Below are 26537 nucleotides of genomic sequence, written 5' to 3' on the forward strand. Positions count from 1 at the left end.
TAGTCTGATTATTCAATCTAGAATAAAAAATGAGGCTTCTTGCCTAAGTGCGTACAGGAAGGTGACTGTTACGCCCCGGGTTTTGTCGATTTATGTAAGAACCACTGGAATTCATTGATATGTGCAGATTTCTATAAGTTTATTTAGTCCAAAAAGTACCAGTGGCGCATAGGAGTGTGAGTTTGGCGCATAGCCCCTACCGGCCGGCGCATAGTCGAGGGATTTTCGCGCATAGAACCAGAGAAATCGGTGCATAGCCGACTGATTCTGGCGCATTAGAGCCTCAGGAAACGGCTATTTACCCTTGGAATCCTTGCTTTTTCGACGTTTAGTCACTCTACCGGACACCATCTGATCCAATTGCCACATCCATAAGCCTATTCCGAAGAACATTCGCACTAATTTGACCCCATCACCCGCCAATTTCCTCACCAAATAGAAAAAATCCGCCAATCACCTCGGCGGATTCCTTTATTTTACGAAAACCTTCCATTCCTTGGTTTTCCGGTCAAAGACTATCTTCCCATCAAGGGGATTAGCCGTTATATTTTGGTATTCTTCGTACATCTCATCCATATTGACGAAATCGCCGATGACCCAAATGGGAATCTCGATTTTCGTCCTGCTCTGTTCTGCCTTTTCGATCGAAAATAAGAGTCCTTCTTTCATATCTTCTATAAATGGATAAAGAATTTCTTTCGGCATCACAGGGTAATCTTTTCGCTTTTTCAGTCCAAGAAATGATTTTTCACCTTTAAAGCTGCTGAGTTTATGGGATAGAGCGGTGCCAAGTACTCCGTAAAAGTCATCCATTGAACGATAATACGTTTTATTGAACCAGCCGTCATCCTGCGCCAGATACGCAAATTGATTATTCAATTTCCGGTAGAAAGGCAGTCTGAGGTGGCTTTTTGAATGGCTTAAATATAATAATTCAGCGATTTCCTGCCCTTCAAGCTGATCAAGGGATTCTTCGTCCTCAAAATCCAGCCAGCAGAACCCGCCATATTGATGCACTTCTTCCTTTAAGAGCTTATCGATTTCTTCATCCCCGACATATTCTAAAAGCGTATGGCGGTTAAATTCACCATCTTCAAAACGATGTTGCAGCAATAAAAGCTTCCCCGGCAGTTTGGGGACACCTGACATGAACTCTTTGAATTGAAGCCCATGTGATACGACATATTGATCTGAATGGTTTACATGAACATAGATGAGATTCCGCACATCCTGTGAATGTTTCAAATACTTGCCCTCCGAATCATCATTTCTCAAGAGAAATTATGCTTCAATTAGTTCTAAATCACTCCTTATATTCTACCAAAATTCTCTCCCAACCCATAATGATATTTTCCATATTCATATTACATTTACATTACTAAATTGATCAGGACAGGAAATTTATCCTTTTGTCCCACGTGCTGGTATCGTCTGAAGTGAAAAGGGTAAAGTAATGATATATAATGAACAGAAGAACGGAAAGTAATCTGCAGCATTAGGAGGTGTACGCCGCTTCATTTCGGCGGCGCATCATTGATAATCATAAATATTGGTTTATTGATCATTCTTATCGGTTTGACGGCATTCTTCGTTTCATCGGAATTCGCAATTGTTAAAGTACGTTCTTCCCGCATTGATCAGCTCGTTGCGGAAGGGAACCCTAAAGCGGAAGCTGCCAAAGAATTAGTCACAAATTTAGACAGCTACTTATCCGCATGCCAGCTGGGAATCACTATTACAGCTTTAGGACTTGGTTGGCTTGGGGAACCGACTGTGCAGGAATTAATCAATCCGCTGTTCCATACGCTGCACGTTCCCGGGTCGGTCAGCCATATTCTTTCCTTTATTATTTCGTTCAGCGTCATCACTTTTCTCCATGTCGTCCTTGGGGAGCTGGCTCCGAAGACTTTTGCCATCCAAAAGGCGGAACAATTGACGCTGCTCATTGCAACACCGTTAATCTGGTTTTATCGAATCATGTATCCATTCATTTGGACATTGAATAGCTCCGCACGGTTCACGGCTGGATTATTCGGCCTCGAACCCGCTTCTGAGCATGATATGGCCCATTCAGAGGAAGAGCTCAGAATCATCCTTTCTGAAAGCTACAAAAGCGGGGAAATTAACCAATCTGAGTATCGATATGTCAACAAGATCTTTGAATTCGACAATCGTGTAGCTAAGGAAATCATGGTGCCGAGGACCGAAATCATTTCATTTGAAAAAGATACAACCCTCAGTGAAATCCTTTCAATCGTAAAAGTGGAAAAATACACAAGGTACCCCGTTACAGATGGGGATAAAGATAACATTGTCGGTGTCGTCAATATGAAGGAACTGTTGACAGACTGCGTGCATAACCAGTGCCAGGAAGAAGAGACTCTTGCGAAATACACGAAGCCGATCATCAGCGTCATTGAGATGATCCCCATCCAGGATCTTCTGGTCAAAATGCAGAAAGAACGGAGCCATATGGCCATCCTCCTCGATGAGTACGGCGGAACGGCCGGTTTGGTAACGGTTGAAGACATACTTGAAGAAATCGTTGGCGAAATCAGGGACGAATTTGATGCCGATGAAATTCCGTTGATTCGCAAAACAGGCGAACACAATTATTTATTTGATGCCAAAGTGCTGGTCGAACAAGTCAACGATTTATTGGGCACACACCTCTCTGATGAAGAAGTTGATACAATCGGGGGCTGGATGCTTACCCAAAAGTATGACTTGAAAGAAGGAGATACCTTGGAAGAGGGTTCTTTCCTTTTCAAGGCACATGAGATGGAAGATCATCACGTTCTATATGTAGAAGTGAAAAAAGCTGCACAGAGCTGATCCATTCTGGGTCGGCTCTTTTTGTACAGAAATTGATTTTATGCATTATTTGACGGAATATTCATACTTTCATGCCCATAATATAGTGTAAATCCTCAAAATTCATACCCTGAGTTTGACGCAACTCTTTGAATTCCTTATAATATTGTTAACATTTAGATCGTCGAGGTGATAGGATGGGGCAGTCTATCGCATCTGGGAAATAGCACAATATCGGTATGTTTCCATGGAAACAATAGATGACTATGCTAACATCATGAAGAGAGATTGCTTTATTTTGCAGTCTCAGGAACAATTTTTTAATAAATTACTATTTTATTATTTTGGGAGGTGACTCCTTACTCGTTGAAAAAAACGAGCTAAGGAAAGTTATTTGGACATATTTAACTTGGTGCTTGTCGTAATACTTATTGCACTTACTGCTTTTTTTGTAGCTTCTGAATTTGCGATCGTCAAGGTGAGAAGTTCACGGATCGATCAATTATTAGAGGAAGGAAACAGCAGTGCAATTTCCGCTAAACGCGTCATTACGAGCTTAGACGAGTACTTATCTGCCTGTCAGCTGGGAATCACCATTACAGCGCTCGGGCTTGGTTGGCTTGGAGAACCTACAATTGCAGGTCTTGTCCATGTCCTTTTTGAAAAAATTAATTTTACGTCGTCCGTGTCCCACATTATTTCGGTAGCGATCGCATTCACTGCCATCACTTTTCTGCATGTGGTTATAGGTGAACTTGCACCTAAGACATTCGCCATTCAAAAAGCAGAAAATATTACACTTATAATCGCAAAGCCGCTTATCGCTTTTTATAAAGTCCTGTACCCATTTATCTGGACATTAAATACATCTGCAAGACTGGTTACAAGACTCTTTGGCTTAAAACCAGTATCTGAACACGAACTTGCCCATTCGGAGGAAGAGCTTAGAATCATTCTTTCCGAGAGCTACAAAAGCGGGGAAATCAATCAGTCTGAATTTAAATATGTAAATAAGATCTTTGAATTCGATGACAGGATTGCCAAAGAAATTATGGTCCCCCGTACTGAAATCGTCTCCCTTGCAAAAGAAGATACGCTTGATGTCTTTCTTGATATCGTAAGGGAAGAAAAATTCACCAGATATCCTATCATTGATGGAGATAAAGACCATATCATCGGAATGGTCAATGTGAAGGAAGTTTTCACAGACCTCATCAATAACATGGAATTAAATACGCAGACACTAGAATCCTATGTACGTCCGATCATCCGTGTCATCGACTCCATTCCGATCCACGACCTGCTCGTCAAGATGCAGAAAGAAAGAATCCACATGGCGATTCTTATGGATGAATACGGTGGAACTTCGGGACTTGTGACGGTTGAGGACATCCTGGAGGAAATCGTCGGCGAGATACGGGATGAATTCGATATGGATGAAATTCCGGTGATCCGAAAAATCAAAGACAACCATTACATCATTGACGCCAAAGTCCTTGTAGGCGAAGTGAACAACCTTCTTGGCCTTGCTATAAGCGATGAAGACATCGATACAATCGGCGGCTGGATCCTGACTGAGAACTACGATGCGAAACAAGGCGATTCCGTCATGTACGAGGATTTCGAGTTCACAATCAAAGAGATGGAAGAGCATCATATCAAATATTTGGATGTCAAAAAGAAAATAAATGTAACAGAAACTTCCCCCCAGCAAATTGCGTTGACAAAGTCTGAGGCTCTGTCACAACAAATGTAGGCACACGGGGAATACATCAAGGGATGCAGCAAATCGCTGCATCCCTTTTTTGTTCACGGATTTTTCCTTTTAAGAAACCGAATGAAACTGGTATGCTTATTAAATACTATAATATTCCTATAAAAAGAATGCAGGTGATTTTCTTGATATGGGCTGCAGCAATCATACTCGCCTATTTAATCTTAACGGTGTTTTCCACCATCTTTATCCGGGTCTTCTCCATCGGGATCACTAAAAAGGGGCAAATCCCCAATAGGATTGCCATTACGTTTGACGATGGCCCAGATCCTGTCTACACACCGAGACTATTAGATGTATTAAAAAAACATAACGTCAAAGCCACCTTCTTTCTGGTCGGCGAAAAAGCTGAAAGATATCCAGAAATCGTTAAGCGCATCCATGATGAAGGGCACTTGATCGGGCTGCACAATTACAAACATATATCGAACTGGTTCATCCCCCCTTTCACCCTAAGGACGCATCTCAAACGATCACAGGATATTATTTATTCTATTACTGGTGAAAAACCATTCTATTACCGCCCGCCTTGGGGGCACTTCAATGCCTTTACACTTATGGCTTCTGCCGGCAGCCGGGTAATCATGTGGACTTCTATCCCCGGTGACTGGAAGGAAAATGTAGGAGCTGACAAATTGCTGGAGCGTTTAGTGGCAGCAAGACAGAGCGGTGCGGTCATCACTCTTCATGACAGCGGAACTACGTTCGGTGCCGATGAACACGCACCGAAAAACACAATAGAAGCACTGGATCGTTTTTTAACCTTGGAAGATTCAAAAACCTACAGCTACACGACCGTAAATGATGTGCTGGAACATTCGAGCGGGAAATGAGGAACACATGAACGAACATATTCTGGAATTATTAAACCAATACAGCTACCTTCTCATATTTGTCATGGGATTTTTCGGCATCGTCGGCATCCCTGCCCCCGAAGAAAGCTTATTTGTCTATCTCGGGGTCCTGTCGAAGCAGGGCGGACTATCCTTGATTGGATGTATTGCATCATCCACTCTTGGTTCCTTCACAGGAATGGTCACGGCCTATTTGCTGGGAGCTTATATCGGGAAGCCTTTCCTTTCCCGCTTCGGCAAATATTTAGGGCTTAACTCAGATAGGTGGGAATCGTTCATGTCCCATTGGAATGTCAAACGTTCGCTTCTCAAAGGGTTTTTCATACCTGGCGTCCGTCAATTGAATCCTTATTTCGCAGGGATTGAGCACATTTCCTTTCTACTCTTTCTGCTTCTGTCTTTTGTCGGGGCGTTGATTTGGACGTCAGCTTATACACTGCTAGGCTTCTTTATCAGCACCTATATCCCGATTCATCCAATCATCATCACGTATGTAGGGATTGCGCTATTTGCCCTATTCATTATCCAGATGATCATCAGATGGATTAAATCCCGGCAGAAAAAACGAGCAAATGGGTAATTTTCTCTTGAATTAATTTCCAAAGGCTGTATAATAGCCAATAATATTAAATGAACTTAATGATTCAAAGTCTATGATGAAGAGAGTAGTCGATGCCTCTCCCTTTAGCGAGCCGGGGCCGGTGAAAGCCTGGCGGGATGCATGTGATGAAGCGCACTTCTAAGATGCCAGCAGTAATACTGGCCGGTTATCCGTTATCGATTCAAGCGGACCCAAATCAGTTGGGTCAATTTAGAGTGGCAACGCGGGTACAAGCTCGTCTCTTATTTTATAAGAGGCGGGCTTTTTTTAATTTAAAAAGGAGGAAAAGATGAATGATTGATTTAAAAGGCATTTATACCGAGAGCATCCTATCTGCATTGAATGGAGAATTAGATGCACAAACAATCTATTCCCTTATTGAAACGCCAAAGCATCAGCACCTTGGCGATTTAGCATTCCCTTGCTTCTCACTTGCAAAAGCCATGAAGAAAGCACCTATTGAAATAGCAGAACACCTTTCCCAAAAAATAAAAGGACCGGAGATTGATCACGTCCAGCCTGCTGGCCCCTATATCAACGTTTTCTTTTCTAAGAATGAGATCGCCCGTACCATCATCCCTTCCATTCTAACTGCAGGGGCTGCCTTTGGAAGCGGTGAGGACGGGATAGGAAAAACCGTCGTACTGGATATGTCTTCTCCAAATATCGCTAAACCCTTCTCCATGGGGCATCTTCGTTCCACTGTGATTGGAAACTCATTGGCCCTGATTGCCGAAAAAATGGGATATAAGGCAGTGCGGCTCAATCATTTAGGGGATTGGGGAACACAGTTTGGAAAATTAATCACAGCCTATCGGAAATGGGGTGTCGAAGAGGACGTTCAGGAAAATCCGATCGGAGAATTATTTAAACTGTACATCCGTTTTCACCAGGAGGCCGAAACGGATCCCATTTTAGAAGAAGAAGGGCGAAAGGCATTTAAGGAGCTTGAAGATGGTGTTGAAGAAAATATAAGAATCTGGACTTGGTTCCGCGATGAGTCCCTGAAAGCATTCATGACCATCTATGACCTGATGAATGTAAAATTCGACGATTGGAACGGCGAAGCCTTTTATAATGACAAGATGGGAGAAGTAATCGCGCTTCTGGAAGAACAAAAACTCTTGGAGACTTCTGAAGGGGCCGAAGTAGTTCGATTAGATGACAAACAGCTTCCTCCCTGCCTGATCAAGAAATCGGATGGTGCTACCCTTTATGCCACCAGGGATTTGGCAGCTGCCATCTACCGTCAACAGGAATATCATTTTGACGAAGCTCTCTATATCGTTGGCCAGGAGCAGACGATCCATTTCAAGCAGGTATTCGGAGTCCTGAAAAAACTGGGGTTTTCATGGGCAGACCATATGAAGCACGTACCTTTTGGCCTTTATTTAAAAGATGGGAAAAAAATGTCGACACGAAAAGGCAGAGTCATCTTGCTTGAGGAAGTCTTAAATGAAGCCATTTCGCTTGCCGCTAACAACATTAAAGCCAAGAACCCGGGGCTTCAGAATGCAGAGGATGTAGCGAAAGCAGTCGGAACCGGAGCTGTATTGTTCCACGATTTAAAAAATGACCGGATGAATAATATTGAGTTTTCACTTGAAGACATGCTTGCTTTTGAAGGAGAAACGGGTCCTTATATACAATATACGCATGCGCGGGCCAACACCCTTTTGAGAAAGTCTCCTATCGAAGATGTAGAATTCACCTCCTTATCGGACGAAGACAGCTGGGAAGTCATCAAGCTGCTCCGTCTTTTCCCAGAGATGATTTCAAAAGCTTATACACAGCTCTCTCCTTCGGTCCTAGCCAAATACTTGATTGATACGGCACAATCATTCAACAAGTACTATGGAAAAGTAAGGATTTTAGAACAAGACTCGGAGCTTGGTTCGAGATTGTCACTGGTCCAAGCAGTGGTAATTGTGCTTTCGGAAGGATTGAGATTACTCGGGATTTCTGCCCCGGATCAAATGTAAAAAACATACCCGAGGCTTCCAGCAAACGAGGAGCTACGGGTATGTTTTCATTATTAGTGCTGTCCCAGTATACCTTTTTTCATGGCAATCTCTTCACATTTCTTGAAAACCCATAGGCCGAGACTTAAATATACGAGTGCATTCACCCCAAGTATGAGAAAGTCTATGGCTGTAAAGGACTGCAACGAGACTCCCTTTACCATGATGGTTCTCACCATATCCACCCCTTTTACAAATGGCGCGGCCGCAAGATATGGAGCGACACTCAATGGCAGGAAGGTCAATCCCATGAAAACAAATTGAAGAATTTGCAAAAATGCCTGGATTTGTTTAAAGATAATCGCCATTCCTGCAATCATGAAGCTGATCCCATACATGCTTAAGAGCGTCAAAATGAGAATTGGAGCAATCGAAAGAATATCGATATTCAGCCAAGTATTTGTCGTGGCCATGGAAACATAGAGCAACAAGCTGATGATGATCAGCTGTAAAACGGTTGAAGAAACGATTCGGGCAAACAAGATGCGCCAGGCTCCCATAGGAGACATATACATCTGTTCGAGAGTACCAAGAGATGCCTCGTTTGAAATCACCCAGCCGATATCCTGCATCGCCATCATGGCAATATACCAGAAGATGTAGTTGACGATGACATATTGGACATTCGTATCGACTGAACCTGGATCCCCCACAATTTTGATTCCGAAAAACATCGCTAAAAAAATGCAGTAAAATGTGATAATCATACTGATTGTATTCGGAAGATAGCGTTTAAGAAGAATCGCTTCCCGTCTGAAATTAGCTTGTAGCAGATAAAGTGACTTCATTCTCCGGCTCTCCTTTCACGATCTTCATAAATACTTTTTCAAAGTCGATGGACGCACGATCAATTTTTTCAATGGAAGCATGGAATTCCTTCAATAAGTCAATTACCTGATAAAATTCCTCGCTATGGGAAATCGTTACTTCCAACTTAGTTTCTCCGTTTTCTTCTTGGCTCATATTCGCTAAAAAGTTATGATTAAGGACTGCCAGCTGCTGTTTATTGAGCGCTTTTGTAAGAGTGAAGCTATAAGCTTTTGTATCAAACAACTCCAGCAGGTTCTGGACTTTTTCATCCGTCACCACTTCTCCCCCATTAATGATGACGACCCGTTCACAGATTTCCTGTACAACCGGCATGTCATGGGAGCTGAGCAGAATCGTCTTATTCTCCTTTTTGGCGATTTCCGTTAGCAGCTTCCTGATTTCATAGCTTGTTTCAATATCCAATCCGAGGGTCGGTTCATCCAGGAAAATAATATCCGTGTCTGCTAATAGAGCAACTGCAATGGAAAGCTTTTGCTGCATACCCCTTGATAGAGTATTAACCTGCTCATGGGATTTATTTGTCAAATTGAAACGCTCCAATAATTCATCCACTTTTTGAGAAACCGCTTTTTTCGACATTCCTCGATTTCCCGAGAAATATTCGAGGTTTTCCCTCACCGTTAGACGCCAATACAGGTTCCGGTTTCCCTCTAAAACGACACTGATATGACGGAGTGCCTTCAATCTTTGGGATTTTATGTCGAATCCATTGATAGTTACTGAACCCTCATTCGGAATCAAAAGTCCGCACATCATTTTAATCAAGGTGGTCTTCCCTGCTCCATTCGGACCTAGCAGCCCCACCACTTCTCCCCGGTCTACCTGAAAAGAAATTCCTTTTACTGCTTCAATCAGCTCGTTGGATTTCTTTTTCTTATACCATTTCTTTACCCCTTTGATATCAATAAGTTTTTCCATAGCTCCTCCTTAATTTGAATCTTCTGACTTTATTATAACCAAACTCCTCTCCAATGTTTTCCATCCAGAGGCTGATTTGTTTTCCTTTTATAGTCTAAGCTGTTGTGTACTACCGCTGTTGATTTCCGTTCAAGACTTCGTATTCTAGACAAAAAAGCCTCCACCTGCAGCAGCTAGGATGCTTTTGCAGGTGGAGGCTTTTTCAATTAGATTCAGTAGGGGAATTCCCCCATGATAAAAGGGATCTTTTTGGGAAGGATTGATATCTTTGCCGGTGTTCCATCGTAGACTTCCCCGTCCATGTCTGCTTTCATCGGTTTGTCTGTTTCCACAGAGATTTCCTTTGCCTGCAGATGAATAATATCCGATTCCTCCAGATCCATATCCGTGGGTTCTTCCTGTGTAATCAAACTTTTAAATAGAGCAAATCCGGCATTCCGGATTACAAGGATATCCAAAAGGCCGTCATCTGCACAGATTTTCTTCAGCGGCACTCGGTTGGTTCCGATAAAACAGCCATTCGCTACTAATATCATGACGGCTTCATCCTCTAAAATCTGTCCATCGTACGTCAAGGTAAATGAAAAAGGACTGGCTTCTTTTACTGTTTGAATCGCACTGATATAATAGCTGATTTTTCCCAGCAGATTCTTTGATGAAGCGTTTATATTTTCGGATGTATCACTGATTAGGCCGATTCCCCAAAAATTCGAGAAATAGCGGTCATTTACACTTCCGATATCCATTTGGACTACCTTTCCGGATGCAGCGAGTTCTGCCGCTGCACCAAGATCCTGTGGAATCTTTAATAACCGGCTGAAGTCATTGCATGTCCCGCCGGGGAGCACCCCGACCACCGGTGGCGTTTCAAGTTCAGCTACCCCATTAATACATTCATGGACCGTCCCGTCCCCTCCCATAATGAAAAGGACATCATACCGGCTGCCGAACTCGCGGCAAATCCGCTCCCCATCTCCCGGCTCTTTCGTTTTCATCAGCGTTAATTCATCTAAATGCTCCGCTAATATTGGTACTGCCTGCTGCAGATTTTTGGCTAAATCCCGATTTCCTGCATTCCCATTGTAAATGAGTAATCCTTTTTTGAATTCTGGCATACTCGCTTCTCCTCTAAACTCTCGTTTTTATTACTGTTTCCGTTTTGCAGTATGCACAAACTTCAAATTAACGCTAAAAAGAAAGAACTGCTAATAGGTGCTTGCTGAATGGTGACTGAAAGGGGGCGGGTGCCTGGCTAAAAGTTGCCTGTCACCCCCCGACTTTTGTCAAATGGTGCTGTTATATGAATCATTCAGGCTTACGGGGTATAGCGGGAGCGGGGCTGTGGGCGCTGGCGCATAGACTGGGGTTTTTCGCGCATGAACACTATTTTTTGGCGCATTGACGCCATGTTTCCGCGCATAAGAGAAGACCGGCGACGCATAGACCGCCAGTTTCCGCGCATAGGGCTGGCGCACGAACCCAGATCCCCTCCATTTCCCTGTGCTTTCGCGCCTCCAGCATCCCTGATTGATACTTTTATAGCACTTTCTCCTATTTTCACCCTCCAAAATGAAGAATGGGATAGTCCAAATGAGGTTCTCCATCAAATTGTCTCTTTTTCTCTTTTTCCGCGGTGGGATTTCTATAGAAACTTGCACTCTTTTTTCATGGTATATAGCCGGTGGCGCATAGGGAACCGGTTCTGGCGCATGAGCAACGTTCTTTCGCGCATAGCCGGTGGATTCCGGCGCATAAGAGAAGCAAAGCGGCGCATAGACCGCCAGTTTCCGCGCATTAAGCGTTTGATCTAAGGGGAATCAGTGTGGTTATTGTGCTTTTTAAGACAGTTTCTTCCTCCATGAACACCTTATACTCGAAAAAAAGAAAAAACTGCCCGTTTGGATATGGGCAGCCATTATTATTATGCTGGATATTCTTCATCTTGATTGATTTTCATGATGGCATTATAAGCGAGCGCCATCCTTCCTTTGATGTAGGATTCGGGGTCATAGGATATATTCTCCCCTTTTACCTTTTTGATTTCCATATCCGCAAACATGCCGAGCGTCCTGCAGATGTGATCGAGCGCTTGCTTCAATACTTTTTCATCCTCATAGAACTGTCTGCTCATGCACATGTAGGAAATCTCGTCAGCCTGCCTTCTGATATCTTTCAGCGTCTCTAAATCAAACATGCTCTTATTCACCGGCCATCCCCCCTATTCTATGTATATCGCAAAAGGGGCAGAAATATGAAAAAACAGAGCTCCTAAGATTTCGGGCTCTGTCGAATGAATCAAGAATTCGGTTCAGCGAAGCTTGGGATTCGCTTCATCTCATCTAAAGATTTTCTTAATTCCAGTCTAGATTTTGTTTTTGAAATTTTCACACCGATTTTTCCAAGCTGGGAAATCACGCGTTTTACTTGATCATGATCTCTTTTCAAGAAAGACCACCTCTTCAATTTTGATGTCCAATGACATAGTTTTATTTTACCTAAAATACTAGACAATGAATATAGATATTTCCGACTTATTTCATGATTATCTCTTCCCTACTTTATTACGGGTTAAACGCTATAAGGTTTCAAATTTTTAAACTATTTTTTTAATAGGCTGAGATATCTTCTGTCACTATCATCCCAGATGAATATTAAATTTTTCTTAAAGCAGTCTAAATTTATTATAAATCCATCCCTTGGTATCTCTTAAACTTCCGGTCAAAGAATTGCTGAAGGCCGCTGCTGATGAGCGAAAATGTAAAAATAGTTACTGCAATGGCGATGACGCCGGTAAATGGAATCCAAGCATGGGACCAAATATGTTCAAGGATATTGATAAAGAATGTCGGCCAAGCATTAGACGTATTCACCGCATCATAGCCTCCCCCGAGCTGGGAAACAAATTTGAGGCTGATGTAAATCCTTACAACGCCAAGCTGAGCGATTAAAAATAGAATGCGGCCGATATCAGAAAAGAACTGGATCAACACATGTGGCTGAAGCGGCGGCCAGTAATATGTCCGGAGCATCTTCCAATTGGAGCATCCGGAAACCACTCCTGATTCCACATATGGCTTTTTGGAAATTCCCACGAGTGTCTTGTAAAAGATGTCTGCAACCCTGCCGACATCGACCAAGGCAATGACAATCATAAACCAGAGCGTCCTATCTTCTGAGAATACGATGAATGGGATGCCCAATAGAAGCGCCAGGAAAAAGATTGGCGGCATATAAGAGAATAGGCGGTTCCAGATGTTCAGCAAGTATCTTGCCGGCTTAAAGTAAAAGCTCCCCACCCCGAGCGGGATAGCCAGTATGTATCTCATTATTGCAATGCCCAATACCGTCAAAAGCGTTTCTTTCGTTCCAAGCAGGAGCCTGCTCAAAAGATCGACGCCCTTTTGGTCCGAGCCTATCGGAAATTGCTTTGATGGCTCATAAGGCGGCAGAGAAAAGCTTCCATCTTCTTGTTTCATCATGACATGCTCCTTCAATGAAGTATCCACAAAAGGAAGATACGGAGCAGCAATGGCCGTGATGATGAGCATGATCAGTAATATGCAGCCTGCAGCGAGCGACCGATTCATATCGATTCCCCCTTTTCTTCCACAGGGTCGACCATCGCCTTGCATAGTTGGGCAATCAAATTGGATAGGAAGATAATGATTGTAAAGAACAAAGTAAATCCTACTGCGGAAATGACATTAACCTCCATACTCCCGCCCACTTGGAAGCTTGATCCTCTCCTGACGGATTCAAAGAAGTAATAAGCTGCCCCTCTGAAGTCAGTCAGTTTTTCCACTATAAATAGATTTGATAACACATAGAGTGTAATCGTATTGGAATGTGTCAGGATCTTGGAGGCTGAATTCTTCAATATATGGACGTACAAAATCTTAGTGCTGGAAATCCCCTTGGATTTGGCTGTTCGAATATAATCCATTCCCTGTTCATCACTTAAACTTGTATTTGTGATATTTGCGACATAGAAAATCGGGTAGATAGCCAGGAAAATTGTGGCCATTACAAAGTTTTCAAATTTATCGCTCCCAAACAGGTCGACGTGGAAAAACAGACCTTTGCTGTAAAGGTACATCAACCCGATTTGAAGAAAAATGATGACAAACAAATCCGGAAGGGATAAAAAGAACCAAGTAGTCCCATTTCCGAGAAAGCCATTCTTCTTGCCCTTCAACCGGAAATCCAATACCCCTTTTGCTACGCCTAGAAAATACCCGGCAATCAATGCCGGGATGACGACCAGCAAGCTTTTCTTCACTTTATCTTTGATATGGTGGAATAGCGTTTCCGATGGATTGTAATCCCCCAATCCATTATGTTCTTTTATGTATTGAAAAAAATTCTCTATATTTTGTATGTGCTGTGCAATCGTGTAGTGATAGTCAGCTGAAATGAACTGTCCTCCCTGCCCTGTCTTATAAACAGCCTCTGTCGGCATGAATACAATCAACAGGAACAAGCATGTGGTAACCAGCCACAAAAAAAGCTGAACCCCTATTTTCTTTATATAAATCAAACCCGCTCCCCCTGCCCTCTCTTTCAAGATATTACCAGAATAACAGAAATCAATTTTAAAAAGAACTAATTTTCGTATTTTTCTATTTATTAGACAAAAGTCGGGTCGTGACAGGCACGACCCGACTTTTGTCGATTTATATTCCAACTTCTTCTGCGGCTCCATTGTAGACATCCAGGTCGAGTTCATTGTTGACTTTGCTTGTAATGACTCCTGATGTCATGGCCCCGCTGACATTAAGTGCAGTCCGCCCCATATCGATCAGCGGTTCGATCGAGATCAAAAGCCCCGCCAGCGCAACAGGCAGGTTTAAGGCAGACAGGACGAGGATGGCAGCGAACGTCGCTCCTCCTCCCACGCCCGCGACACCGAATGAGCTGACAGCCACTACGGCTATTACAGTAAAGATGAAGGATGGTGTAAACGGATCGATGCCGACGGTCGGGGCTATCATGACGGCAAGCATCGCCGGATATATCCCTGCACAGCCATTTTGGCCGATCGTCAATCCGAATGAACCCGACAGGTTGGCAATTCCTTCAGAAACACCAAGGTGCTTTGTCTGCGTACTTATATTCAACGGAAGTGTACCCGCACTCGATCTGGACGTGAAGGCAAATGTAAGGACCGGGAGAACTTTCTTTACGTAAGTGAATGGATTTAAGCCAAATAGACTCAACAAAATTAAATGGATGATAAAGACAACGAGCAGCGCGACATATGAAGCGATGACGAATTTGCCCAGTTTAACAATGGCATCAAAATCGCTTGTTGCAACAGCCTTTGTCATGATGGCCAGCACCCCGTACGGAGTCAGGCGTAATACAAGCGTGACAACCCTCATAACTATAGAATAGATGGAATCGACCAGACCCTTGAATTGGTCTGCCTGGGCAGGCTCTTTCCGTTTGACCCCTAAATAAGCAAGGCCGATAATCGCCGCAAAGATTACGACAGCAATCGTTGAAGTCGGTCTCTGGCCAGTGAAATCAAGGAAAGGATTGGCCGGCAGAAGCTGAAGGACTTTACTCGGAAAGCTTTGATCCTGAATTTGGGTATACGTTTGTTCAAGCTGCTGTCCTCTTAGCTGCTCCGCATCCCCTCCGTGTATCTGGACTGCTTCAAGATTAAATCCGAATGCAGTGCTGATTCCGACGGCTGCAGAGACAGCTGTCGTGCCGATCAGCAGCAGCAAAATCAGACCCGCGATCCTTCCGAGATTTTTCGTCAGCTTCAGTTTTGTAAAAGCAGAAAGAATAGAAATGAAGACAAGAGGCATCGTGACCATTTGCAGCAGCTTTACATATCCGTATCCGACCACATTGTACCAATCCATGGAAAGCGAGAGTTCATCAGATGTTTTGCCGTAAATCCAATGAAGGACAAAACCAAATACAAGACCCAGCCCCAGTGCAGTGAAGACCCTTTTTGAAAAAGAAATCCGCTTCCTCTGCATATAGACCAGGACGCCGGCAAGAATCAGAAAGGCCAAGATGTTGAGTACCACAAACCATTCGTTCATCGTTCATCCCTCCTGCGTGTTTTCAGAAAGCCATGCCTTCTGTATTGAATGTATATGCGCAGGTGTGAGAAAAACTTCCGGATGAACAAAAATAAGGGGAATTACCACACACAGGGAAGGGGAAAAAAGATGAGAAAAAACAGCATTTCCTATGATTCTTTCAAATGGAGACATTTGATATGGGGCATCATTTTTTCATTCCTATTAGTCCCGATCGCTTCTTCTTTATTGGCTGAAATTCTTTTTACAAGCGGAAAATGGCTCCTGCCTGGAATAGATGGCCTATCCGCCTATGCCCTTGACCGTCTTCAAACGGCTGCCATTTCTTTATTTCAAATGCTTGGGGCATGTCTGTTCCTGCTATTCTATGGTCCTATGAAGAAACTGATTCGGCCGGTATTATCGCTCAAGCCTCTCCGGATGAAAAAAACGTACCTGCTCATCTTCGGATTAATGATTGCAACCTATCTTATGGGCTTCCTGATTGATTACTTTTTCCCTTCCTCAGCAAAGGATCAGCTGAATGAGTTGAGTCTGGCGCAGGTTTGGGATATGCACCCCGGATTGATTATCCTCACATTCTTAGCGACTTCCCTGTTCGTCCCTATTTATGAGGAGTTCATTTTCCGTGGAGTCATCCTGACATTTTTTCAATCTAAATATTCTTATTTAACGAGCAGCATCTTATCCAGCCTTCTATTCGGAATCGCCCATTTCTATTCACTCGGAGTCGTCATTTCTGCTTTTTTCGCAGGCCTCCTTCTTTCGTACCTCTTTAAGAAAACCGGCTCCATCACACCCGGAATCCTTTTTCACATGGTAAACAACGCAGCAGTTCTATTTCTGTCGCAATATTTATAAATTTTAGATTATCTTTATATTCCACACATGCTATAATTCTTTTGTTATTAAACTTACATTTTATTGGAGGAAATACTTATGCAAAAAACACTATCCATTCTTGAAACTGGAGTGGCTAAAATCTAATCGATCCTAAAACACTCCGGTTTCTCAAAATCTTTTACGTATCGGATTAATTTGAGAAAGTTGGAGAATACATTGAAAAAGCATACTCTCGCATCGCATAATATCAACATTTTATTTTGGTCCCAATTCTTTGGGACGATCAGTTTTATACAGCCGGTATTGACCCTTTTTTATATGGAAAGAGGATTGACGGAAGCAAACATTTTGGTCGTATTGATGTTTTGGAGCGGCGGTGTCTTGCTCGGGGAAGTACCGACAGGCGTTTTCGCTGACAGATTTGGTCCAAAGGCCTCATTTATCACTGGCGCTTTTGTGAAAATGGCAAGCATATCGATCCTCTTCTTTGCGGATAATATTGGGCTGTTCTGTTTATACAGCGCCATAAACGGGATTTCCGTCACGTTCTTCTCAGGGGCCGATGAGGCTCTGATTTACGAGTCATTGAAAAAGTCAGATGAACAAAACCTTATGGATTCTGCCATGGGAAAAATTCAATCAGCCGGTTTCATCTCCATGATTGCAGCCGTACTATTTGGGTCTTACATGGCAAGGGATTTGCAGAATGAACAATTCATCCTTCTGATTGCTCTAGGGTTATGCTTTCAGGTAGTTGAGGTGATCTTTCTGTTCTTCTTGAAAAACCCATCCGATCACCTTCATTACCGGGAGAATCCTTTCACACAAGTCGCTGAAGGAATGAAAGCCATCAAAAAGGCTCCGCAGCTTCTTGTGATGTTTTTAAACGTGACACTTGTTTTCATTCCGGCTGGAGCAGTGTTTAAAAACTTTGATCAGCCATTTCTAAAGGATGCTGGCCTCCCTGTTGAATGGATTGGCGTCATGTATGCCCTATCGGCTTTGATGGGATTTTTCGCTTCGAGATCCATTCATTTAATGACCAAGCGCTTTTCACGCGTATTTTTAATGAACGCGACAGGGCTTCTTGCAGTAGGCGGCCTCGTACTGGCAGCTTCTCTCGGTGATATTTTATGGACTGCGCTCGGTGCTTTTTTTCTACTGACATTCGTCAGGGCCGTGCGCTATCCAATTTACGCGCAGCTCAGCAATGATTTGATTCCGTCAGAAGTCAGGGCTACCACCATATCCCTGCTGTCAATCCTTGATTCCGTCTGCGATTTGGTGATATTCGGTTCCCTGACCGGATTGGCTGTCATGGGATTGCCAAAGCTTTTCTTCGCCTGTGCTGCCATCACTTTGATTGGAACCCTGCTTCCGATTCGTGCTGCTGCACAGAGGTCATTGAGTAAAAAAGCTATATCTTAAAACGAAAGGACTGCCCGCTTATATATGCGGTACAGTCCTTTTTTTCGTGTTATTTAGCAGCAAAATGTTCCTCTGCACTTGTTTCGACAAAGCTGCAATCCGGAATCAGCGGATTCTTCCTCAACTGGATTTGAAGATGGTTCAAAAGAGGCAAGAGCTTTTCTCTATCTTTTTCATCCAATTGAAACTCAAATCCGTAGCGGCAAACCCCTTGATGCAAGTCCTCAGACCACACGATGGTCCCTTTGAAGCGGACGGTGTGTCCAAATATTTCAGCCTCTATGGCTAGAATGATATCATTTCGAACCGGTAGATTAATAGAAGAAGCAAACCGAAGCCCGCCTGGCCCAATATTTTCAATCAATATCTCCGTTGTACCCAACCGCACCTTTTTATGGTTGATTTCAATGATGGTCATATTGGCAGCAAGCGGATATTGAAACGACACCCGGAAAAACTTTCGCTTGGATTTATTAAGGTTCTTCTGTTTTTCAACAACCGGTTTGATGATTTTTTTCTTAAGTTTCTCTGCAAATTCCTTATGATCTACCGGCCTGCTGAATAGGAATCCCTGTATTTGATCACATTGCTTTTTCTTCATTCTTTCGAGGTGGCTTATCTGCTCTACCCCTTCAGCTACTACATTCATATTCAAGGCATGGGCCAAATTAATGAGGTTAGCCGCAATCGCCTGGTCTTCCGGATTAGTATCCAGGTTTTGAATAAAGGAGCGGTCGATTTTCAAGGTATCGAATTTAAACTTCTTTAAATATGTCAACGACGAATACCCTGTGCCGAAGTCATCCAATACAAGCTTGATTCCCAAATCTCTCAGCTGCTCCAAGGTCCGGAATACGGCATCATGATATTGGATCATGGTGCTTTCGGTAATCTCTATTTCAATGAAGCTTGAGTCAATTTGATATTTTTCCAACGTCGCTTGGATGGCCTCGGTCAAATTATTGCGCAGGAACCGATTTGCTGACACATTGACAGATACCGGTACAATTTGTATTCCTTCTTCCTGCCATTTTGACAGCTGTGCACAGACCTCATCAAGAACCCAGTCCCCAATATCAATAATCAAACCAGATTCCTCAGCAAGCGGGATGAATTCTCCCGGTGATATGATGCCCCATTCCGGGTGGCTCCACCTGATCAGCGCCTCTGCTGCAACGATCTTCCCTGTTGTGGTTTCCACACGGGGCTGATAGTGCAGGAAGAATTGATTTTCCTGGAGGGCCGTCCTCATATCCTTTTCAAGGGAGTACTGTTTAAAGGATTCCACGTTCATGGAAGAATGATAGACCTGTACGGTATTTTTCCCTAGCTGCTTCGCGTGGTATAGCGCCGCATCGGCATGTTTCAGAATGGAATCAGCGTCATTGCCGTCCTCTGGGTACTGGCTGATTCCGATGCTGGTGGTGACATGAAGTTCATAGTCCTGTATAAAGTAAGGCTCCTGGATGGCTTCCCTATGGACCAACCCGCCTTGATTGCGTCATCTAAATCCTCTGGCTCTTTCAGGAGGACGGAAAACTCATCTCCGGCCATTCTCGATATAAACATTTGCTGATTCGAATGGGTCCTCAATCTATTGGCCACTTCTATCAAAAGTTCGTCCCCGATGGTATGTCCCAACGTGTCGTTGATATGCTTGAACCTGTCTAAGTCTAAATAGAGAATCGCAAAAGAAGGGCACTCCTCAATCAGCAGCTTCAATTCCTCATCGAACTTCCTTCTATTCGGAAGATCCGTCAGATAGTCGTGGTGGGCCAAATGATTCATGACTTCCTGGTTTCTTTTTTGTTCTGTAATATCCGTCGTGATTCCATCAATTCTTAGGAACTGTCCCTCTTCAATGATCGGGATGATGCTCGCTTCTATCCATCTGATTTCGCCGGTCGAATGAAAGATTCGACACTGTTTCTTTACGGTCTTCCCTTGTTTCATCTGTTTAAATTCATTTTTTATGGCAAGGAAATCCTCAGGATAAATTGCATTCATCAACTGTTCGATGCATTCTTCGAAATAGCTCGCAGGATAGCCAAATATGTTCTCAACACCCTTTGAACAGAATAAGACCCTAGGTTCCAGGATATCGATTGACCATATGGCCACATCCAGATTGTTGTAGATATTGCGGAATTGCTTTTCGCTTTCCACCAGCTTTTTCTCCGCATATCTGCGCTCAGTGATATCATGGATGGTTCCGATGATTCTTGAAATCTCGCCGGAGGGCTTCAAAAGGATATCCGACTGCTGATGGACAATCCTGACTTCATCGTCCATTCGGATGATTTTATACTCAATGCTGAAGCTTTTACGGTTTTTTATCGCCTGCTGAAAGATGCTGATGAATCTCATCCGGTCTGAAGGATGGATGAATTCCAAGTATGTTTCATAGGAAGCCTTAAACTCTGCATGGGGGTTCATTCCAAAAATCTTATACATTTGAAGGGACCAATAAGCTTCATTTGCTTCATAATCGTAGTCCCAGCTGCCGATGTTCGCCATCTTCTGGGCATGTACAAGGCTGTCTTGGACTTTGTGAAGTGCTTCTTCCTGCGCTCTTGATCTTGTGATATCCTTGGCAATTCCAAATACCCCGACGATTTTCCCGTCCATCATCATCGGAATGTTTGTAATGTTGACGGCAACCCTCTGCCCGTTTTTATGGATTCCGACTGAATTATAATTCTGTGGCGACCCTTCAGCAGCTTTAGCAAAGCATTCATTCGTATAGTCGAGATACTCTTCCGCTACCAGGCTGTGGAATGAATAGGCCAATTCTTCCCTCGAATAGCCGAGGAATCGGCATAAAGAGTCATTGCAGTCGACAAAAGCACCATCCAACCCTAATAAATAGACGGCATCCGGATGATTTTCAAATAATGATCGATACTTCTGTTCATTCAAGTCGAGCTCTTTTTTCAAGTTTTCTTCTTCTGTAATATTTTTCGAGATTCCAATCGCTCCAACCACTTCCCCTTCGTCCGTAATGGGGATGGTGATGCAATTGACCAAAATCGGATCTCCGCTTTTTGCTTTGATGGCAAATATGGAGTTCTGCGTTTTCCCTTTAAGGACACGATTGAAAAGCTCCATGGAAGTATCCAGATACTCTTCTACGACGAAAGGGATAAAACTTTCGCCGATCATGTCCTTTTTACTGTACCCGGTTGTCTTAGAAGTGGCTTCGTTAATATTTAAAATCGTTCCGTCCCGATCCAAGATGAAAGTCAAATCAATATGATTGTTGAACAATGCTTCATATACCTTTTTATCATTGATGCTAAGGCTTGGAAGATTAGCTGATTCCATTGAATCTTCTTTTTGTCTTGAAAAAAAAGCAGAAATTTTCATCGTTCATCTTCCTTTGCATGATTATCGTCCCTCTTGAACCCTGGTGATTAATACCTATAAATCAATCATATTATATGAATCATAGCAAAAAATGTCGAAACTTGGAATATAAATCCTAGTAATATATTACATTTGACTTAATTTGTTTGATTATTCCAGTAAAGGGAATAGTCTAGAAATAACTAATTGAGGTGATTCCATGTTTAATACGACATTCAGCGAAACCTATGTTGCTTCCTATTTAAAGACGAAAATGAAAGAGTTCGAGGATAAGGTGAAGGAGGACGGCCTCAGCAGCGAGGAGCGAATCAAGATCGATGGGAAAATGGAAGCCTACCAGGAATTCCTGGATCATTTTGAACTGGATCGATATGAACTGAAAGAAGATTAAAAAATAAGGATCGGCGGGGCGCTCTGATTAGCGAGCTTACCCGGCGATCCTTTTTTTGTTTGTCTAGTTTCCGCTTTTCTACTTACCATGCATCTTAAACTCAAGGAACAGCTCGTTGTAGTGAGCGAGCATTTTCTTTCCGAGGTTTTCGTAGACTTCCAGTTTGTCGGTCATGTCGTCTGTTGGATAGAAGCGTGTATCCGAGGAGACATCTTTTGGAAGGTATGTTAATGCCTTCGCGTTTGGCGTGGAGTATCCGACGTAGTCCGCATTTTGCGCTGCGTGCTTCGGATCGAGCATGAAGTTGATAAACTCATGCGCTCCTTTCACATTTTTGGCTGTCTTCGGAATGACCATATTGTCAAACCAAAGATTTGTCCCTTCCTTCGGGAGCACGTAGTCCAGTTTATCATTTTCATACATGATCTCGGCTGCGTCGCCGGACCAAACAACGCCAACGGCCGCTTCTTCGTTAGCCAGGAGCATCTTTATTTCATCTCCGACAATGGCTTTGATATTCGGTGTCAGCTTATCAAGCTTGTGTTTTGCTTCTTGCAGATGCTTTTCATTTGTATCATTCAAGGAGTAGTGAAGGCTGTTAAGTCCCATCCCCATGACTTCGCGGGCTCCATCCACGAGCAGGATTTGGTTCTTGAGATCCTTATCCCACAAGTCATTCCAGGAAGTGATTTTCTTGCCCCCCAGCATATCAGGATTGTAGACAATCCCGACCGTTCCCCAGAAGTAAGGAACAGAATATTTATTATCCGGATCGAAAGACAGGTCCATGAACTTAGGATTGATGTATTTCAAGTTTGGCAGTTTGGACTTGTCGATCGGCAGAAGCAGATGCTCTCCATTCATTTTTTCAATCGCATATTCAGAAGGGACGGCTACATCGTAAGTGGTCCCACCCTGCTGGATTTTAGTCATCATTGCTTCATTGGAATCAAATGTCTGGTAAATGACCTTCATTCCCGATTCCTTCTCAAATTCTTTAATCAAATCCGGGTCGATATAGTCTCCCCAGTTGTAGATCGTCAATGTATTTTTGCCGCCGTATCCTTCAGAAGAATTCAATTTATCGACGAGCAGAATGAGTGCGCCGGAAATGAGGAGGATCGCTATAAATACACGCATCAGCTGCTTCATTTTCTAACCCCCATTCTTCCCGCTTTCATATTCCGCTGATTAATGAAGTAGTAGCCCACGACCAATATCATCGTGAACAAGAAGATCAGCGTCGACAACGCATTGATTGTCAATGAGATTCCTTGGCGTGCCATGGAATAGATTTCAACCGACAAGGTAGAGAATCCATTTCCGGTCACAAAGAATGTGACAGCAAAATCGTCCAGGGAGTAGGTCAATGCCATGAAGAATCCTGCGAAGATCCCAGGAGTGATGTAAGGCAAAATGACCTTTGACAGGACATCCCAGCGGCTCGCGCCGAGATCCTTTGCTGCATCGATCAAGGATGAGCTCATTTCCTGCAGTTTCGGCAGGACCATGATGACGACAATCGGAACGCTGAAAGCAATATGTGAAAGGAGGACAGACATGAATCCAAGCTTCAGGCCGATCATCGTAAATAGGATTAGAAAAGATGCTCCGATAATGACATCGGGGCTGACAATCAAGACATTGTTAAAAGATAATAGCGTATTTTTCGTTTGATTCTTTTTCACATTGGCAATTGCAATTGCCCCGATGACACCCAAGATGGTAGAAATCGCAGCCGACAACAGAGCAATGATCAATGTATTAAGTACAATGATGAACAAACGTGTATCATGAAAGACTTCTTTGTACCATTCCCATGTGAAACCTTTGAAATCATGCATGGTTCCCCCGCTGTTGAAGGAATAATACATCAGATAAAAGATCGGGGCGTATAAAATGATAAAGACCGCTGCCAGATAGACGTTTGCAAGTTTTCCGTTTTTTCTCATTCTACAGCCCTCTCTTTCTGCTGCCTGTGATGACCATGATGACAACCATGATAATAATCAGGAACACCGCGATTGTGGAACCCATTCCCCAATCCATTGTCACAAGGAAATGCTGCTCAATTGCGGTACCGAGAGTGATGACCCGGTTGCCGGCAATAAGCCTTGTGAGCATGAAAAGAGAAAGGGCCGGAATGAATACTGCCTGGCATCCTGATTTGACTCCATCAAGCGTCAGCGGGAATATCACTTTCTTGAACGTCGTCCATGCACTTGCCCCTAAATCCCGTGATGCAGAGATTAAGGATGGATTCATTTCTTCAAGTGCGTTATAGATTGGTAAAATCATAAACGGTATAAAAATATAGACCGAAACAAAAATGAAACTGAAATCAGTGAACAAAATTTGTTTTGTGCCGATTCCAACAGCTTCCAAAAACGCATTCGCCGCTCCATATGTTCCGAATATCCCGATGAATGCATATGCCTTTAACAGCAAGTTGATCCAAGATGGAAGAATGATCAATAGAAGCCATAGCTGCTTATGCTTCGTCTTTGTCAGGATATAGGCAGCCGGGTACGCAATCAACAGGGAAAAGGCAGTAATTAAAAATGCATACCAAAAGGAGCTTATCGTCATTTTCATATAAACAGGCGTAAAGAATTTTTGATAGTTTTCGAAGCTAAAATCCCCTTCGATGTTGAAGAAGGAATAATAGACAATCAATAGGATCGGAGCTGCGACAAACAATATAATCCAGAATACATAAGGAATCAGATAGACGTTTCTCGTTTTGCTCATTTTGAGGCTCCTTCTTGATAGCCTTCAAGGCGTCTGTCAAAGTCCTCTTCTGATTCATTGAATCGCATAACGTGGATGGCTTCAGGTTCGAAATATAGTCCGATCTTCGTACCGACAACCGCTTTTTTCGTTGAATGGACAAGCCACTCATTGCCGGCATCATCGAACCCGCAGATTTCGTAGTGAACGCCGCGGAACAATTGAGAATCCACACGTACTTCAAGCTTGCCTTGTTCCGGTTTTGTGATCTCTAAATCTTCCGGGCGGATGACGATTTCAATCGATTCGTTTGCCTGAAGCCCCTTGTCCACACATTCGAATTGCTTCCCGACGAACTCAACAAGGTAGTCATTCACCATTTTCCCAGAAACGATATTCGACTCCCCAATGAAATCAGCCACAAAACGGTTGATCGGCTCATCGTAGATATCGATAGGTGTACCGCTTTGCTGAATGACCCCTTCATTCATAACAAAGATTTCATCCGACATCGCAAGGGCCTCTTCCTGATCATGCGTGACGAAGATGAACGTGATGCCGAGTCTGCGCTGCAGCTCCCTCAATTCATACTGCATTTCCGTACGCAGCTTCAAATCCAGTGCTGACAGCGGTTCATCCAAAAGGATTACTTCCGGCTCGTTTACAATGGCACGGGCAATCGCGACACGCTGTCTCTGCCCGCCGGACATTTCATTGATTTCTCTTGTTTCATAGCCTTCCAAGTTGACGAAGCGAAGCGCTTCACGGACTTTTTCCTGAATCTGTGCATTCTTCATTTTCTTGATGCGAAGTCCGAATGCAACATTTTCAAATACATTTAAATGAGGAAACAGTGCATAGTCCTGGAACACAGTATTGACCTGTCTTTTGTTAGCCGGCAATTGATTTACTTTTTTGCCATTGATATAGATCGTTCCTTCAGTAGGCTCCATAAATCCTGCAATTAAACGTAAAATAGTTGTTTTCCCACACCCTGAAGGTCCGAGGAGTGTATGGAATTTCCCTTTTTCTATTTCAAAGCTGACATCTCTCAATACAGTTGTTTCATCAAATTTCTTTGTCACATTTTCAAAACGAATAATCGTCTGCTCTTCCACTCATTCCCACTCCCTAAAGTTATAAATAAGATTGTGTTGCGGCAATTAAAACTTTTGAGGTCCCATGATGGGCATTAATGAATTGGTGCTCATCAGAGGCCAGATAATAAATCGATTCACCCTGTTTGGCATGAAAGAATGTATTCCCGACCCGAACGGAGATCTTCCCCTCAAGCACGTAGGCAAATGTTTCCGATAAAGAAGGAGGAAAAGCTTTAAATTCCCCATTGTCCTGGAGTGTTAAAATGATGGGCTCCATTTCCTTTTCATTGGATTCCGGCACAAGCCATTGAATTCGATAGCCTTTTTCATCATCCCAATACTCAGTTTGATCTTCTTCGTGGTAAACGACTTTTTGATCCGCTACATCTTCATCAAAGAAGTCCTTTGGAGAACAGCCCAGCACTTCCAAAATACTAAAGAACGTATCAATGGACGGTGAACTGAGGTCTCTTTCAAGCTGCGAAATATACCCCTTGCTCAAATCGGTCCTTTCCCCCAGTTCCTCTTGGGTAAGCCCTTTTTTCACCCTTAAGTTTTTAATTTTCTTCCCTATTTTCATGTCAGTACCTCTCTCACTGTTTAAAATAAGTAAACTCAAAGTGAAGAAAGTTTATTATTACGAAACTTTATGTTTAATATAAATGCTAGTTCATTATACAAAAGTTGATTTTGATTTCCAACAATTTTTTATGGATTTTATGTGGGAATTTTTAAGAAAAAGTGACGAAATATAATATTGACAAATAAATAATTTTATGTTATAATTAAATATTTTACTATTGACTG

At 43.0% G+C, this 26537-nt stretch carries 24 protein-coding genes and 1 other annotated feature; of the genes, 8 read left to right on the top strand and 16 right to left on the bottom strand.

Translation table 11 applies throughout. From position 1 onward, the window contains the following. Positions 1-471: 471 nt before the first annotated feature. Positions 472-1245, bottom strand: coding sequence for a hypothetical protein (locus DFR59_RS15890; RefSeq protein ID WP_114746649.1), 774 nt, complete (start codon positions 1243-1245; stop codon positions 472-474). 288 nt (positions 1246-1533) lie between these two features. Here DFR59_RS15890 and DFR59_RS15895 point away from each other — a divergent pair, with 288 nt between their 5' ends. The 5 genes from DFR59_RS15895 (at position 1534) to argS (ending at position 8025) form a co-directional block, all read left to right on the top strand. Then, positions 1534-2835 carry a hemolysin family protein gene (locus DFR59_RS15895; RefSeq protein WP_114746650.1) on the top strand — a complete coding sequence of 434 codons (1302 nt, stop codon included), beginning with the start codon at positions 1534-1536 and terminating at the stop codon, positions 2833-2835. Positions 2836-3208: 373 nt separating this feature from the next. Next, positions 3209-4570, top strand: a complete 1362-nt coding sequence (locus DFR59_RS15900) for a hemolysin family protein (protein WP_114746651.1) — start codon at positions 3209-3211, stop codon at positions 4568-4570. A gap of 134 nt (positions 4571-4704) precedes the next feature. Then, a complete protein-coding gene (locus tag DFR59_RS15905) occupies positions 4705-5421 on the top strand; it encodes a polysaccharide deacetylase family protein (RefSeq protein WP_425454719.1) in 717 nt (238 codons plus the stop codon). Between the two features lie 7 nt (positions 5422-5428). Continuing rightward, complete coding sequence (locus tag DFR59_RS15910; RefSeq protein WP_158538416.1) at positions 5429-6022, top strand: DedA family protein; 594 nt, start codon at positions 5429-5431, stop codon at positions 6020-6022. A 64-nt stretch (positions 6023-6086) separates the two neighbouring features. Further along, positions 6087-6289 (top strand) — a binding site (T-box leader). A gap of 50 nt (positions 6290-6339) precedes the next feature. Beyond that, positions 6340-8025: an arginine--tRNA ligase gene (gene argS / locus DFR59_RS15915; protein ID WP_425454720.1), complete on the top strand. Its 1686-nt coding sequence runs from the start codon at positions 6340-6342 to the stop codon at positions 8023-8025. A gap of 53 nt (positions 8026-8078) precedes the next feature. On the opposite strand, the gene DFR59_RS15920 is transcribed toward argS, so the two are convergent. From DFR59_RS15920 to DFR59_RS15955, 8 genes are all read right to left on the bottom strand, one after another. After that, positions 8079-8852 carry an ABC transporter permease gene (locus DFR59_RS15920; protein WP_114746654.1) on the bottom strand — a complete coding sequence of 258 codons (774 nt, stop codon included), beginning with the start codon at positions 8850-8852 and terminating at the stop codon, positions 8079-8081. Further along, positions 8824-9813: an ABC transporter ATP-binding protein gene (locus DFR59_RS15925; protein WP_114746655.1), complete on the bottom strand. Its 990-nt coding sequence runs from the start codon at positions 9811-9813 to the stop codon at positions 8824-8826. Before DFR59_RS15925 ends, DFR59_RS15920 begins: the two co-directional genes overlap by 29 nt. Positions 9814-10025: 212 nt before the next feature. Then, positions 10026-10928, bottom strand: a complete 903-nt coding sequence (locus DFR59_RS15930; protein WP_114746656.1) for a diacylglycerol/lipid kinase family protein — start codon at positions 10926-10928, stop codon at positions 10026-10028. A gap of 806 nt (positions 10929-11734) precedes the next feature. Further along, the gene (locus DFR59_RS15940; RefSeq protein ID WP_245948503.1) at positions 11735-12019 is read right to left on the bottom strand and encodes a hypothetical protein; all 285 of its coding nucleotides are present in this window, start codon (positions 12017-12019) and stop codon (positions 11735-11737) included. Between the two features lie 89 nt (positions 12020-12108). Beyond that, a complete protein-coding gene (locus DFR59_RS20130; RefSeq protein WP_158538417.1) occupies positions 12109-12258 on the bottom strand; it encodes an Lmo0850 family protein in 150 nt (49 codons plus the stop codon). Positions 12259-12494: 236 nt separating this feature from the next. Then, positions 12495-13400 carry an ABC transporter permease subunit gene (locus DFR59_RS15945; protein ID WP_158538418.1) on the bottom strand — a complete coding sequence of 302 codons (906 nt, stop codon included), beginning with the start codon at positions 13398-13400 and terminating at the stop codon, positions 12495-12497. Next, on the bottom strand, positions 13397-14350 hold the full coding sequence (locus DFR59_RS15950) for an ABC transporter permease subunit (RefSeq protein ID WP_158538419.1): 954 nt from the start codon (positions 14348-14350) through the stop codon (positions 13397-13399). Before DFR59_RS15950 ends, DFR59_RS15945 begins: the two co-directional genes overlap by 4 nt. A 136-nt stretch (positions 14351-14486) precedes the next feature. Beyond that, positions 14487-15872 carry an L-cystine transporter gene (locus DFR59_RS15955; RefSeq protein WP_114746660.1) on the bottom strand — a complete coding sequence of 462 codons (1386 nt, stop codon included), beginning with the start codon at positions 15870-15872 and terminating at the stop codon, positions 14487-14489. A 129-nt stretch (positions 15873-16001) separates the two neighbouring features. On the opposite strand from DFR59_RS15955, the gene DFR59_RS15960 reads away from it, so the two are divergent. Together DFR59_RS15960 and DFR59_RS15965 are read left to right on the top strand one after the other, a co-directional pair. After that, positions 16002-16733 (top strand): CPBP family intramembrane glutamic endopeptidase, encoded by a 732-nt coding sequence (locus DFR59_RS15960; RefSeq protein ID WP_158538420.1) that lies wholly within the window; start codon positions 16002-16004, stop codon positions 16731-16733. Between the two features lie 198 nt (positions 16734-16931). Beyond that, positions 16932-18143, top strand: a complete 1212-nt coding sequence (locus DFR59_RS15965; RefSeq protein ID WP_114746662.1) for an MFS transporter — start codon at positions 16932-16934, stop codon at positions 18141-18143. Between the two features lie 49 nt (positions 18144-18192). Here the strand turns inward: DFR59_RS15965 and DFR59_RS15970 are convergent, their stop codons facing one another. Continuing rightward, positions 18193-19611 (bottom strand): EAL domain-containing protein, encoded by a 1419-nt coding sequence (locus DFR59_RS15970; protein ID WP_281269370.1) that lies wholly within the window; start codon positions 19609-19611, stop codon positions 18193-18195. After that, complete coding sequence (locus DFR59_RS20425; RefSeq protein WP_114746664.1) at positions 19509-21509, bottom strand: PAS domain S-box protein; 2001 nt, start codon at positions 21507-21509, stop codon at positions 19509-19511. Before DFR59_RS20425 ends, DFR59_RS15970 begins: the two co-directional genes overlap by 103 nt. Before the next feature lie 199 nt (positions 21510-21708). On the opposite strand from DFR59_RS20425, the gene DFR59_RS15980 reads away from it, so the two are divergent. Further along, complete coding sequence (locus DFR59_RS15980) at positions 21709-21900, top strand: hypothetical protein (RefSeq protein ID WP_114746665.1); 192 nt, start codon at positions 21709-21711, stop codon at positions 21898-21900. A 78-nt stretch (positions 21901-21978) separates the two neighbouring features. Here DFR59_RS15980 and DFR59_RS15985 read toward each other — a convergent pair whose 3' ends face one another. From DFR59_RS15985 to DFR59_RS16005, 5 genes are read right to left on the bottom strand one after another with little or no spacing between them, the layout of a single operon-like run. Continuing rightward, positions 21979-23052: an ABC transporter substrate-binding protein gene (locus DFR59_RS15985; protein ID WP_114746666.1), complete on the bottom strand. Its 1074-nt coding sequence runs from the start codon at positions 23050-23052 to the stop codon at positions 21979-21981. Further along, positions 23049-23852 carry an ABC transporter permease gene (locus DFR59_RS15990; protein WP_114746667.1) on the bottom strand — a complete coding sequence of 268 codons (804 nt, stop codon included), beginning with the start codon at positions 23850-23852 and terminating at the stop codon, positions 23049-23051. Before DFR59_RS15990 ends, DFR59_RS15985 begins: the two co-directional genes overlap by 4 nt. 1 nt (position 23853) lies before the next feature. Beyond that, positions 23854-24651 carry an ABC transporter permease gene (locus DFR59_RS15995; RefSeq protein ID WP_114746668.1) on the bottom strand — a complete coding sequence of 266 codons (798 nt, stop codon included), beginning with the start codon at positions 24649-24651 and terminating at the stop codon, positions 23854-23856. Further along, a complete protein-coding gene (locus tag DFR59_RS16000; protein WP_114746669.1) occupies positions 24648-25748 on the bottom strand; it encodes an ABC transporter ATP-binding protein in 1101 nt (366 codons plus the stop codon). The genes DFR59_RS15995 and DFR59_RS16000 overlap by 4 nt, the downstream gene beginning before the upstream one ends. A gap of 19 nt (positions 25749-25767) precedes the next feature. Continuing rightward, the gene (locus DFR59_RS16005) at positions 25768-26310 is read right to left on the bottom strand and encodes a helix-turn-helix domain-containing protein (protein ID WP_114746670.1); all 543 of its coding nucleotides are present in this window, start codon (positions 26308-26310) and stop codon (positions 25768-25770) included. Positions 26311-26537: the final 227 nt, after the last annotated feature.

Origin of the sequence: Falsibacillus pallidus (assembly GCF_003350505.1) — a bacterium.
GTDB lineage: Bacteria > Bacillota > Bacilli > Bacillales > DSM-25281 > Falsibacillus > Falsibacillus pallidus.